This is a genomic window from Dendronalium sp. ChiSLP03b (assembly GCF_034531165.2).
Taxonomy (GTDB): Bacteria; Cyanobacteriota; Cyanobacteriia; order Cyanobacteriales; family Nostocaceae; genus Dendronalium; species Dendronalium minutum.
In genome coordinates this window covers 37,232-50,215 of record NZ_JAVRBR020000041.1, presented here as the reverse complement: position 1 = coordinate 50,215, position 12,984 = coordinate 37,232, and the positions used below count along the sequence as shown (strand labels likewise).

Below are 12,984 nucleotides of genomic sequence, written 5' to 3'. Positions count from 1 at the left end.
AAGTGATTGTTAATTTAGAAAAGTGTACACCAATGATTTCTTATAAATTTGTATAATTTGTAAAATGAAATACATTTCTTACTTCACTCACGCATAAAACAATGCAAAATAGTTTCACTAACTAAGCAGCTGACCGTTATCTTCTATTCTGGACTGACTTCAGCATTATTTAGGGCTAAATTCACTTGTTCTACCAATTCTGCTACATTTTCTTTACGGAAAAACTCAGTCATTCTACGGCTTTTAGGTTTAACGGGAAGCACTTGTAGATAAGATACCTCCTGAGCTGCTTGTTCCAAGACAGTCCGATATGCTTTACTGGTGGCGTAGCCAATACAAGCATGATAATAATGACTGTGACGCTTCAAATAATTTACTAAGCGCTCTGTAACTAAAGAAATTTGTGCTTTATCGAGTGGATCTAAAAGAAAATCGTATCTCATTACAGCTTCATGAGCTTCATATTTTTCCGGGACTGGGCCGTATAATCCAGATAATGTAACTTTATCTATTGATGTTGTTACATCACCTAAAACTTTCTCTATTCGTTTCGTAATGAAGCGATGGGAGCGAGAATTAGAATAGGGCTTTTCTGCAGAACAAGGAATTATTAACATAATGTGCTTACCAGATAGTGGTGCATAGCCATTATTCATAATATTAAAGTCATCCGGTTTATATTTCAGAGAAATAACCTGTTCGTTATTATTAAATTCTTGTTTTTTCGGAACTGATATTAACGTACGTGATAGCCTAATTTTTAACTCAATATCTTCAGTGGCAATCGCATCCATTACAGGTTGTAGGTTGGGAAACTTTTTTGTATATTCAATAAGATATTCTTGTAAACAATCTGCCTTTATAGCCTCTCTAGTTTTATCTACAATACGAAAATCCATTTCTAGATTATGTAAAGCAATATCAGCATAATATTTACTTTTATAATGACCATTATGAACAGGTTGACCACTAACCTCAGATATTAATGCATTTTGTATATCTTCTAAGTTTGCTTTTTGACAAATACGGCAATCACAAGTTAATTCTTCCATTTCCAATACGGGTTGCGGTTTCATTGTTTCAGGATTTATGTAGCTCAAGCTTCTAGTTTCCTGAACATAACTACTAGAGTCAAAGCTATCTACACCAAAATAAGCTAATATCGGAATTAAACTACCAGTTATACCAAATACATGAATAGGAGTTATATTTTGTCTGTTTTCAGGGATGCTTTCTTGCAAACCTCTAATTAATTCAATAATCCTTGTATTTTTATTACTCCCTCGTAGTGGTACTAATGAACCCACTGCTAAACCAAAAGGATATTCTCTTAAATCTTCTCTTTGAAAATTATCGAACACCTGTTTAACATAATTACTCATGTTATCTCTATCTTGACCGTGAGCAGCAACATAAAGAAATGGTTTCCATTGAGATGGTTTTTGTAGTGATAAAGCAGCAGAAATAGCATTATCTAAGCTTTTGTTCATACGTTCCTTAGCTTCTAATGCTGCTAATTTTGGAGGCAAAGGATAGTCTAAAGTAGCGATAATATCCCCACCAAAGTTTTGTTGTAACTTCAATATAGACTGAAAACCTTGTCCATCTTCCATAGATAAGCCATAAGCGGACAAATCTATACTGTTGTTCCAGAGGAGTTTGAAACCACCTGAATCAAGGAATAGTGGAGCAGTATATTTTACAGGAGGAAATACCTCCTCAGAGTAACGCCGTTTAATGCCTAATTTACGCCAAGATGCCAGCGAGTTTTTCTTATTTGGTATGAAGTCTAAAAAGTGAAGTACTTGAGACAACACTGGCAAGTTACGACGTAGTAGACTATTAGACTGATCCATCTGCAAAATGTATTTCCACAGTCCTCCTCCCTTGGCTGTTGTACCAGTAACCAGAGATACTACTGGAAACAAAAGAGGGGTGTCAAAATAATGCTTTTTATAACAGAGCCTGCCAGTACGACCATGTTGTGAAACTTTTTTAACTGAGAATTTAACTAAAACCATATTTTAGGTACGTCATGAAGTTGCTTCCTGTTGAGTAAGCAAAGATAACAATATAGAACAGATTATGATTCTGTCTCAGTTAAGGGAGCAAAAATATTTATTTCACCATAGTTAACAATCAAGAAAAACATTACCCCTCTCCACTAATGAGAAGAAGGGTAATGCTTTTCAATGCAAAGTAGTGTGGAGCTAAAACCTATAACTTTGTCACCCAAGCAGTTTATATGTACTCTTGTAAGTTTTTAGATTTATAAAATAAATCTGTTCTAACTCTTCACCTACTCAAATAATCTGAAATAGGGATAGCGCACAGGGACTCCAGGCTCTTTTTCCAAATCAAAATTAATCACTTCCCAGCAGGGATCTTCTGAAGGGTCGGAGCTAAACTCCACAGGTAAGCCGTACAGTCGCGCAGATGTAGTTTCCGGCTGTCCAGAACGCCAAGGTGTACTGCGTTCTAAATAACCACTCATCAATTCCTGATAGCGTCTAGCAATGATTACCCGTGTTGCTCGGTAGCCTTGAGTGTAAAGCTTATCTAGTGCTTCGTGAATTTCAAACCGAATGCCATCGGGATGAGTATGTTGCCTATACCATTCACTATTCCACCTTCGCCAATGACGGCCCGACTGAAGATGAATCAGCTCTCCAGTTTTAGGATTAGCTTCAAACGCGCCATGACGTGGACATAGATAAGTATCTGTTAATGTCAATGCCGGAATAGTCTGGCGACAGTGAGGGCACTGAATTTCGGGGCCAAATATGGGGTACTGCAAGCCTGGATTCATCATGAAGTGCGTACAAACATAATTTCGTCTTCACCAGCACCAGTGAGTGGGATTTTACACTTCGGCTCCACCATTCGGTAACTTGCTCGCCGCAGCAAGGACACGAAGTAACGGCGGGAACAAATTTCACTAGTCTCTTCCTCAATATAGAGGGTTGACACCATGATATCCTGGTTGTGCAACCAGCCTCAAAGGTTGGAGTTTCTCCAGTGTTCCTGGGTACCATATTCATATTCTATCGTGTCTACTGCTTGTTACTGGTCATCTCCCGATTTTTCTCAAGCAGCCTTCGTTGCAGCCAACGCTGTTGTTATCGGTTCAGTAAACATAGCAGCAGGGGTAAGCATTTGGTATGGAGCCGTAGTTAGGGGAGATGTAGAACGCATTGATATTGGCGAATGCACAAATATTCAGGATGGAGCAATTCTACATGGCGATCCTGGTATGCCAACCATTTTAGAAGATCGTGTTACCGTAGGGCATCGCGCTGTGGTACATTCCGCTTACATTGAACGTGGCAGTTTGATTGGCATTGGCGCGGTGATTTTAGACGGAGTACGAGTGGGTGCTGGTAGTATTATTGGTGCTGGCGCAGTCGTAACTAAGGATGTACCCTCTTTATCTCTTGTAGTCGGCATTCCTGGCAAAGTGTTACGTAAAGTTACAGATGCTGAAGCCGCAGAACTGCTCGAACACGCCGAACGTTACCAAAAGTTAGCTTTGGTTCATGCTGGCAAGGGTACTGATATTGGCTTTAGTTAGCCCCAGTTAGAGATGAGGCACTGGGCAATGGGGACTGAGGACAAGGAGAATAACTACTGACAAATTACTAATACTTTAAATTTCTTTACACATAGGTCTGGAAAAATTGTCCACTTCAGCTAAAAATAAAAATGAGAACAGTTGACAAAACTTTAATTTCTTCTTTGAAGAGGGGTTCTAGATATGGATGGTATTGATTTCCGCGTAGTGGTCGTTTTAGCACCAGTCGCTATTGCTGCCGGCTGGGCTGTGTTTAATATTGGTGCTGCTGCTTTAAGACAAATTCAAGGCTTTTTGGACAAAGAAGCCTAAACTCAACTTAATATCATCACTTGTTAACCGACTGTTTATCTTTACAGAGCAGTCGGTTTTATTGATACAGCGTATGAGACAGAGGGGATAACGCGATGTGCGACTTATTCATGAAACCCCTCTCCAAACCTCTCACGCCAGTTCCTCAAGTCGGCAGAGCCTTGACGCTCGTTCGCGTAGCGTCTCCCCTTGGGAGAAGACTCGCGCTTCGCTGCGCTATCGCTCTTAGCGTCTCCCCTTGGGAGAAGACTCGCTAACGGCAGTCGTTCATGAGGGAAACCCCCAAGACCACGCTGCCTTACCACGCAACTGGCTCCCCTGAAAGGAGAGAGGCTTTGATTCTTGTATCCCCTTTCCTAGCAGGGAAAGGGTTAGGGATTAAGTTTGAGAGAAAGTTGCACACGGCGTGGGATAGTAAAAAAGAATTCCCAGTCCCCATTACCCCTAATCCCCAGAGGGGGTCCCGAGTTCCCCAATCCCCAATCATCCTTTTGTGGATATCGATTCTTTACTACAATCATTTCAACGCTTTGGTGTTCATCTGGGACTCGATCGCATTGTCAAACTTTTGGCAAATCTCGGTAATCCTCATTACCAAGTCCCAGTAATTCATGTCGCTGGTACTAATGGCAAAGGATCTGTCTGTGCCTATCTTTCCTCAGTACTTACAGAAGCTGGTTATCGCACAGGACGCTATACTTCTCCCCATTTAATTGACTGGACAGAACGGATTTATTTCAATGAACAGCCAATTTCCTCAGAGGAATTGAGTGAATTGTTCCAACAAGTCCAAGCGGCTATAAGCCCTGATGACGAGTATCCAACTCAATTTGAAGTAATTACCGCAGCTGCTTGGTTGTATTTTGCCCAACAGCAAGTTGATGTGGCGGTGGTAGAAGTTGGACTGGGAGGGCGCTTGGATGCTACCAATGTCTGTTCGCAGCCTTTAGTTAGTATTATTACTTCCATCAGCCGCGAACACTGGCAACAACTTGGCCCTACTGTTGCTGATATTGCTAGAGAAAAAGCTGGTATTCTTAAACCCGGATGTCCTGCTGTAGTTGGTCCATTATCACTAGATGCCCAAAAAGTTGTGCGATCGCGCATTCAAGAATTAGAATGCCCAATTTTTATGCCTCAGCCTGCACGTCAAATTCAAACAGGATGGGCTGAATATCAAAAAATTGAAAATTCACAATCAATTAGATATCCTTTGCCTTTACAAGGACAAATTCAATTAACTAATTCGGCCTTAGCTTTAGCTGCTTTAGAAATTTTCCAAAAACAAGGTTGGCAGATTCCTGAAACAGCTATTATCAACGGTATGGCAAAAACTAAATGGCCGGGACGTATGCAATGGGTTAAGTGGAGAAACCAACAATTATTAATTGATGGCGCTCATAATCCAGCCGCAGCTCAAGTATTACGAGATTATGTAGATACACTAAATACCCAAACAGTAAATTGGGTAATGGGAATGCTTTCCACGAAAGAACATGCAGATATTTTCAAAGCTTTACTACGACCAAATGACCGATTGTATTTAGTACCAGTACCAGATCATAGTTCAGCCAATCCAGTTGAATTGGCAAAGCTAGCTGCCGATATTTGCCCAGAATTAAGCCTTTGCGAGGCTTTTCTAGATTTATTTTCAGCGCTAGAATCAGCCTTTTTGTCAACAGAGGATTTTGTTGTCTTGTGTGGTTCTCTCTATTTATTAGGACATTTTTTAGGAACCAGCAAGCAATGTAATTCGTAATTCGTAATTATTTATTTTTAATTACGAATTACGAATTACACATTACCTATTGTTCCACTGTTGTGCTGCATCTTCTACAGCTTTATCTACAGTTTTTTGCCCTAACATTGCTGCTTGCAAATTATCATAAACTGCCGTTTGTAGTTTTTTGAAATCTTTCAAGGTCGGAGTTAATATCTCTGCTTGTTGCAGTTGTGTAGCACTAATTACTCGCGCCTTTTCTACTGTTGAAGCAGTAGCTGAAACCTCTTTGAAATAGGTGTCAGACAGTGCTTTAACTGTGGATGGTAAGACATTAGCAGCTTTAGCAAAAGCTAGCTGATTTTCATCATTAGTGACAAATAGAGCAAATTTAACAGCTGCATCTGGTTGCTTGGTTTCACGAGGGACAACTATGTTCATCACAGCAACGTTTTTCTTACCTGTATCACCTGTAAGTTGAGGTGCTATGGCAGAAGCTTGAGCGATTTTTGGTGCATTATTGGCGATTGTTTTGAGAAACTCTGGTCCAGAAGCTAGGAACGCTGTCTCTCCAGCTTGGTATAAATCAATCGCGTGACGATGCCCTTGCGTCAATGCTTCTTTCGGAAGTAGTCCTTTTTTGTACAGGTCTACCCAATACTGAAACGCTGCTTTACCTTGTGGTGAATTAAAAGCTGCTTTTCCCTCGCTATCTACTAGAGTGACTCCCATTTGTACCAAGGATTCCATCACTTCACCGGAATCTTGTGGCACAAAGGTAACAAAAAAGGCGTATTTGCCAGTCTTATCTTTAATTTGTTGCGCTACTTGTGCCAGTTCTCCGTAGGTGGCAGGTGCTTTAGTGATACCTGCCTGTTTTAATAAATCAGTGTTATAAATGGTTAGCCTTGTGGTGAGATACCAGGGAATTCCAAAACTCTTGCCATTGAGCGTACTTGCTTTCCAGATATTCGGTAGATAGGAGGAACGTACTTCATTTGGGACTTTTGTATCCAAATCCAACCAGGCATTTCGTCCGGCAAGTTGGGAAGCAAAACCTGGATTGAGGTTCACTACATCAGGTGGCGTATTTGCTGAGACAGCTGTTAAAATTTTGTTCTCCATCGCAGACCAAGGTATATCCACCCAGTTAACCTTTATACCTGAATTCTGCGATTCAAAAGTCGCAATTAGGCTTTGGAAATAATTAGTAAATTGAGGTTGGAGTTGCATTGTCCAAAACTCAATAGTTGTTGCTGTCGGTTTTGGACCTGAACCGCAACTTATCATCCAACTACTCAATAAGCCAATTAGTGCCCAAGCAGCCAGTTTTTTAAATTTTTGCAATTGAATCATTTTCCCAGTGTTTTTACGCTTGATCAAAGTGAAAAGCTTATGCAGAATTATCGAGATTATAGGCTAAATAAATTACCAGTAGTAGAGATACAAGACATTGCTTCTCTACAGTTTAAATTTTCAATTTAGCAGTCCGGCGGGCACAACTGTGGTGAAAAGTTTCAATAGTCTGTTTGGTAAATCTAATAAAGGGGTGGGCATTGAACTAGCACCAGAAAGGGTGAATATAGTTCAGCTACGCAAGCAGCGCCAAGGCTTGAAATTAGAATCCTTAACATCAGTAGCAGTTCCAGAAGGCGTTGTTACTGATGGTCAAATTACCGACCCCCCAGCAATGGCGCAATTAATCCAGCAGGGACTGGCTGAGAGTAAAATCAAGGTTTCTCGTGTTGCTACTGGTGTACCAGGACGAGATTCGATTGTACGTCTGATACCTGTGCCAGCTGAGTTAGATGATAAAGAACTGCGGGAGATGGTGTTAAACCATGAAGCAGGTTTGTATTTGCCTTATCCTCGTGAAGAAGCTGATGTAGATTATCAGAAACTTGGGTACTTTGTAGATGAAGATGGCATTGAAAAAGTACAGGTACTATTGGTTGCTACCCGTAAGGAGATAACAGATACATATATTAGTACGTTTGAGCAGGCAGGATTGCAAATCGACGTATTAGAGATTAGCAGTTTTGCTCTGATTCGGACAATTCGCGATCAACTGCGGCAATTTGGACCACAAGAAGCAGCAGTACTAGTTGATATCGAGTTCGACAGTACAGAAATAGCCATCGTCGTTAATGGAGTACCGCAATTTTCGCGTACCGTACCTATTGGCACATATCAACTGGAAACAGCTCTAGCAAGGGCAATGAGCTTACCTACCTCACGGGATATGGAACTGTTACAGGAACTGGTCATTACTCCAACTCCCATAGATGGTGGAAAAACTGGGGTTACTGAAATTAATCCTGGGATGGCAGCGGCGTTGAGAGTTTTAGGGGAACTGACAGATGAGCTACGTCGTTCCATCGATTTTTACCTGAATCAAAGTGAAAACTTGGAGGTAGCGCAGATTTTTCTAGCTGGGCCAGGAGGCGGACTGCAACAACTAGATGAGTTTTTCACTCAACGGTTGAGTTTGCCAACCACCCAAATAGATCCAATTGGGTCTTTGTCCTTGGAAGTTGATGCAGAAAAGTACCCCATGGTACGACGCTCTGGTTTGGGGATAGTACTTGGTCTAGGCATGAGGGAGGTGTAGCAGAATGTACAGTCTAGATATTAACTTTCTTAAAGACCGCCCAATTTACCAGAACAAGCCTAACAAAAGTGGAGGAATTAAACTTCCAGTTGGAAATTTAACACCCATCTATGTAGGAGTTGCTTTAAGTGTGTGTCTTCCAGGTTTGGCGGCAACTGGTTGGTGGTTTTTGCAAGTGAAAAATGGTGAATTAGAGCAGAATATAGCACAACTAGATCGGGAGAACAAAAAGTTAGATGCAGAAATAGGAAGCATTAACAAAATCCGAGAAGATACGAGCAAAGTTAAAGCAGAAACACAAAGTTTAGTCAGTGTGTTTGACCAGATTCGTCCTTGGTCGGCTATGTTACAAGATTTGCGCGATCGCATCCCAGCAACAGTACAAATTGATAACGTTAAGCAAACTCCACCCACTCCAACAGCAGAAGGGAAACCACCGAATAATTCTGCTGGGGGAATACAAATTAACGGATTGGCTCGCTCATACAATGATGTCAACGATTTCTTGCTGACTCTACAACAGTCTCGGTTCTTGAAATCCTCAGACAGTAAAATTATTTCAGCAAACTTAGTAGACGCACCAATACCACCAAGCACTGGGAGAGTAACTACTAATGTACCAATCAAACCACCTCAAATTGTTAGATACACTATTCAATCAAGTCTGAGTGATGTTCCAGCTTCTGAGTTAATGCGGGAGTTAGAGCAAAAAGGCACAGTGGGTCTAGTGACTCGTATTCGCAGTATGCAACAAATAGGAGTCATTACAAAATGACGCTGAGTGATGATTTAAATTTTGCAGAACAAGCAGGGGAATTAGATTCAGGAGCGTCAGGCTACCTCACTCTTTTTGGCATTACTTTTACACCCAAAATCATTGGCATTATAGCGGGAGTATTAGGAATTGCTGGAGCTTTTTGCATATTGCTAAATTTGGTGATGCCAGCTTGGGAAAACTATCAGCAACAGCAAGCAAAAAGTAGCGAACTGCAAGGACAACTTGACCAAAAGAGAGTCACTATCAAACAAGCTGCCAAGGTAAAAGAAGAACTAGATCGAGCAAAGCAACAAAGAATCCAGGTATTAGGTTTATTTGCTAATGAGAAAACCTTAGATACTTTATTGTTGGATCTGAATCGTTTAGTTGAATCTGGGAATAGTCCAACTACTGTCAATGCAGTGAGAGCCAAACTACAGAAATTTGTACCAGTTTCACAGCAAGCAGAAATCATTACTGATAGCTCTTTCGGACCATTGGTCAACGGTCAACTAAAACGCAGTAGCGTGAATCTTGAAATTGTCGGAAATTATGAACAAACTCAATCGATTATTCGTAATATAGAGCGTTTACAGCCTTTGTTAATAGTTAAAGACTATCAATCGACATTGGCTCCACCAGATCCGCGTCGGATAGGGCCTGCACAGATTACTACATCCTTCCAACTACAGGCATTGATGCCACTTACCCCAGAGGAAGCTGCTGCTGCTAAAGCAGTACCTAAGAAGTAAGGACGAGAGGCAAAAGGCAGAATTATTTTCTTGTTCTCCCCTTGTCCACCTCATCTTCCTCATCTCCCTACTCTCCCTACTCAGCAACTGGCGTTGCTACCCTGCGGGAACGCTAAGAGCGAACAAGTCGGCAAAGCTGACGGCAGTTACTTCAACGGAGGGAACCTCCGCAACGTACTGCCTCCCCAACGGAGTGCCTTGGAAACCCGCGCAACGCAGCGGTTCCCCAATGCAGTGGCTCCACCCTGCGGGTTCGCCTTTAGGCGTTCTCGAAGAGTAGCCACAGAAGCTTCTACAGCACTCGGCACTGAGTGACAACTACTCAAAAATTGTTGATTAACAAGGTCTTATAAGGTGAGGAATGAACTGTGAAACAGCTTCACGGTAATAGTTTAATATTGGGTGCTGCCGCTTTGACATTTTTGGCAGCTCAACCGGTGTGGGCACAGACTACTCAAATTAATGATGTAAAGCTAAATCCAGTTAATGGTGGAATTAGCGTTGTTTTGAAAACTTCCACAGGCGATCGCCCGCAAGTTTTCACCACAAAAAGAGGCAAGGCTTTAGTTGCAGATATTATTAATACTCAACTACGTTTACCACAAGGCAATAATTTCCGCCAAGATAACCCAGCTCCTGGAATTGCCTCTGTTGAGATCGTTCAGCTTGATGCCAATAGCGTTCGGGTTATGGTAACTGGTAGTAACAATGCGCCTGATAGTCAGCCTGTGTTACGACAGCAAAACGGTATTACCCTTGGCTTTACTCCATCAACAGGTACTACGGCCTCAGCACCAACTCCCCCAACATCAACAGCGCCACCTGCTTCTACGCCAGTCCCACCTGGTCAAAAGCCAAATGTTCTCGTCCCTAACCCAGAAGTCACAATTGACGGCAAGCCTGCCCAGGCAGCCGGACCAGGTCAACCTCTCAGCCAAGCTCCTCCTTTCTTGCCTAGAGCCGTCGCCCCACCAGTAGGAGATATTGCCATTTCCACTACCGATGCTTCTCCTAGCACGATTGACTTGGGCACTCAGGAGCGCGTTCCCCGTTTAGTGTTGCGAGATGCACCAGTGCGTGAAGTTTTGTCACTACTTGCCCGTGCTGCTAATTTGAATCTAGCTTACATAGGAGGCGCAGCAGCAGGGCAAGGAGGTCAGCAAGTTACTCCCGCAGCTGACGGACAGACAATTTCCCTAGATATAGAAAATGAGCCAGTGCAAGATGTGTTTAACTATGTCTTGCGAATGAGTGGTTTAGAAGCCAACCGTAGTGGACGTACGGTTTTCGTTGGCACTAAACTACCCAATGCGACTCGTGATATGAGTATGCGAAGCTTGCGACTCAATCAAGTAACGGTGGGAGTCGCCCTGAACTATTTGGTAGGACTGGGAGCAGAAAGTGCTATCAGCCGCGAACGACTCGTAACTAGCGTTAATGCTGTGCCTGTAGGTACTGGAGCTGCACCCATTACCCAAACTCAGACGACTACAGAAACTAGATTAGAAACTCAGCGAGCTGACTTTCAAGACTCAAAACCATTACTGAGAGGTTTACAAGCATTAGGAGACGAGCGCACCAATTCCGTTACCTTGATTGGTCCTCCTAGGCTGATTGAGATTGCAATGGCTCAACTAACTCAGCTTGACATCCGCCGTCGTCAAGTAGCAGTCAACGTGAAGATTATTGATGTCAATTTGTTGAACACTCAAGACTACAACACCAGCTTTTCTTTTGGGATTGGCAATAACTTCTTTACCAGTGATAGCGGTGCTGCATCTTTTAATTTTGGCGGTTCTAGACCTGCGACTAGCTCTGAAGTGGCAAATAGTGTGACTAGTACACCTACTATTACGAATCCAATTACAGGCTCTCCCTTCGTTGACCCGAATAGCACTGTATCTATTGCAGGAACTAGCCCAGGTACGGTAGTAGTAGACGCAAACGGCAACATCACTAGAGTTGCAAATCCAGGAAGTGGTAACTTTTATAGGCCTGTCGCACCTACTGGAAACCCACTACAGCCAGGTTTCTCTAGTATCACTCCAGCGACTGATAATATTATTACACGTAATGCTGATGGTACAACCACTGTCACACAAGGTACTCTTGGCACAGCTACTACATCTTTGCCAAGTTTATATCAGTTCCCTAAACGTCTTCTTGCCAGCTTGCAAGCTCAGGTACAAAGTGGCAATGCCAAGATTTTGACTGACCCCACATTAATTGTGCAAGAAGGTCAGCAAGCTCTTGTCAACCTAACACAAGAAGTAGTAGGAAACATAACCCTCCAAACAACTGATAACTCTGGTGGCTCTAGGACAGAGAAAACATTTGAGAAACAAAAAGTTGGCTTAACCTTGAATGTGAAAATTGAACGGATTGACGATAATGGTTTCGTTTCTCTGTCAGTTGCTCCCACTATCAGCGCTCCATCAGGTTCAACTGACACAGGAAATGGACAAATCATTTTAGTCTCTGAACGCTCTTTGACTTCTGGCTTAATTCGCCTACGAGATGGTCAGACGCTAATTCTTTCAGGTATCATTCAAGACCAAGACCGGACGAGTGTCTCTAAGATACCTATTTTGGGCGATCTTCCACTGATTGGTTCGCTATTTAGAAAAACAAACAGATCCAATCAGCGCAATGAGGTGATTGTGCTTTTGACACCTCAAATTATGGATGATTCTGAAAATTCTTCCTATGGCTATAATTACAACCCCAGCCCAGAGGTACGGCAAATCCTTGAGCGTCGTGGGTTGAACACACCCAAACGATAAGCTGCTAAGCAGGCGAAGACATCAATTTTCCTGCTTTATTATTACTTAGTACTACAGTTGTACTTATAAAACAAGCCACTAGCTCAACAGCTTTGTGGTGCTTTTTTTAATTGCTACACAACAAAATAATAGACCTCTTGCAAAAGTCAAGAAATTAGGAATGTCATTCTGAACGAAACGTAGTGTAGTGAAGAATCTTACCCAATGTGTCGCTTTGCTTGATATGACACTTTAAGGATTTATGCAAGAGGTCTAATGGGTATTTGCGGATTGATTTCATTGTCAGGTGTTCTCGAAGAGTAGGGCTTGTCGTTTAACATCACTTGTAGAGCTAGTATTCATAATTAGACGTTGAAATCAAACATCTAATACAAAAGTAAAACTTATCAAATCTTCTTTTGACTTTTGACTTTTATCTTTTGACTACTAGTTCTCTGCTCTTTGTTAACCTAGCAACAGGGGTATTTACTAAGTATTT

The 12,984-nt window shown here is 42.0% G+C and carries 12 protein-coding genes; 8 read left to right on the top strand and 4 right to left on the bottom strand.

Annotated features, from left to right (window positions below):
• Window positions 1-143: 143 nt before the first annotated feature.
• From RMY31_RS09785 to RMY31_RS09775, 3 genes are all read right to left on the bottom strand, one after another.
• On the bottom strand, window positions 144-2,021 hold the full coding sequence (locus RMY31_RS09785; protein WP_322662589.1) for a tRNA-guanine transglycosylase: 1,878 nt from the start codon (window positions 2,019-2,021) through the stop codon (window positions 144-146).
• Window positions 2,022-2,299: 278 nt separating this feature from the next.
• Window positions 2,300-2,812, bottom strand: a complete 513-nt coding sequence (locus RMY31_RS09780) for a TIGR02652 family protein (RefSeq protein WP_322662586.1) — start codon at window positions 2,810-2,812, stop codon at window positions 2,300-2,302.
• On the bottom strand, window positions 2,809-2,973 hold the full coding sequence (locus RMY31_RS09775; RefSeq protein WP_322662583.1) for a hypothetical protein: 165 nt from the start codon (window positions 2,971-2,973) through the stop codon (window positions 2,809-2,811). Before RMY31_RS09775 ends, RMY31_RS09780 begins: the two co-directional genes overlap by 4 nt.
• Window positions 2,974-3,049: 76 nt before the next feature.
• Here RMY31_RS09775 and RMY31_RS09770 point away from each other — a divergent pair, with 76 nt between their 5' ends.
• The 3 genes from RMY31_RS09770 (at window position 3,050) to RMY31_RS09760 (ending at window position 5,642) form a co-directional block, all read left to right on the top strand.
• On the top strand, window positions 3,050-3,571 hold the full coding sequence (locus RMY31_RS09770) for a gamma carbonic anhydrase family protein (RefSeq protein WP_322662581.1): 522 nt from the start codon (window positions 3,050-3,052) through the stop codon (window positions 3,569-3,571).
• 183 nt (window positions 3,572-3,754) lie between these two features.
• On the top strand, window positions 3,755-3,883 hold the full coding sequence (locus RMY31_RS09765; RefSeq protein ID WP_322662580.1) for a photosystem II protein Y: 129 nt from the start codon (window positions 3,755-3,757) through the stop codon (window positions 3,881-3,883).
• 493 nt (window positions 3,884-4,376) lie between these two features.
• Window positions 4,377-5,642, top strand: a complete 1,266-nt coding sequence (locus tag RMY31_RS09760) for a folylpolyglutamate synthase/dihydrofolate synthase family protein (protein ID WP_322662578.1) — start codon at window positions 4,377-4,379, stop codon at window positions 5,640-5,642.
• Between the two features lie 42 nt (window positions 5,643-5,684).
• Here RMY31_RS09760 and RMY31_RS09755 read toward each other — a convergent pair whose 3' ends face one another.
• Window positions 5,685-6,959, bottom strand: a complete 1,275-nt coding sequence (locus tag RMY31_RS09755; RefSeq protein WP_322662576.1) for a sugar ABC transporter substrate-binding protein — start codon at window positions 6,957-6,959, stop codon at window positions 5,685-5,687.
• Window positions 6,960-7,107: 148 nt separating this feature from the next.
• Here RMY31_RS09755 and RMY31_RS09750 point away from each other — a divergent pair, with 148 nt between their 5' ends.
• Genes RMY31_RS09750 through RMY31_RS09730 form a run of 5 tightly spaced genes read left to right on the top strand, consistent with a single transcriptional unit; the run spans window position 7,108 to window position 12,506 of the window.
• Window positions 7,108-8,214: a type IV pilus biogenesis protein PilM gene (locus RMY31_RS09750; protein WP_322662574.1), complete on the top strand. Its 1,107-nt coding sequence runs from the start codon at window positions 7,108-7,110 to the stop codon at window positions 8,212-8,214.
• Between the two features lie 4 nt (window positions 8,215-8,218).
• On the top strand, window positions 8,219-8,989 hold the full coding sequence (locus RMY31_RS09745) for a PilN domain-containing protein (RefSeq protein ID WP_322662572.1): 771 nt from the start codon (window positions 8,219-8,221) through the stop codon (window positions 8,987-8,989).
• Window positions 8,986-9,723, top strand: coding sequence for a pilus assembly protein PilO (locus RMY31_RS09740; protein ID WP_322662569.1), 738 nt, complete (start codon window positions 8,986-8,988; stop codon window positions 9,721-9,723). Before RMY31_RS09745 ends, RMY31_RS09740 begins: the two co-directional genes overlap by 4 nt.
• Before the next feature lie 30 nt (window positions 9,724-9,753).
• Window positions 9,754-10,038, top strand: a complete 285-nt coding sequence (locus RMY31_RS09735; RefSeq protein WP_322662567.1) for a hypothetical protein — start codon at window positions 9,754-9,756, stop codon at window positions 10,036-10,038.
• Window positions 10,039-10,091: 53 nt separating this feature from the next.
• Window positions 10,092-12,506, top strand: coding sequence for an AMIN domain-containing protein (locus RMY31_RS09730; RefSeq protein WP_322662566.1), 2,415 nt, complete (start codon window positions 10,092-10,094; stop codon window positions 12,504-12,506).
• The last annotated feature ends 478 nt before the right edge of the window (window positions 12,507-12,984 follow it).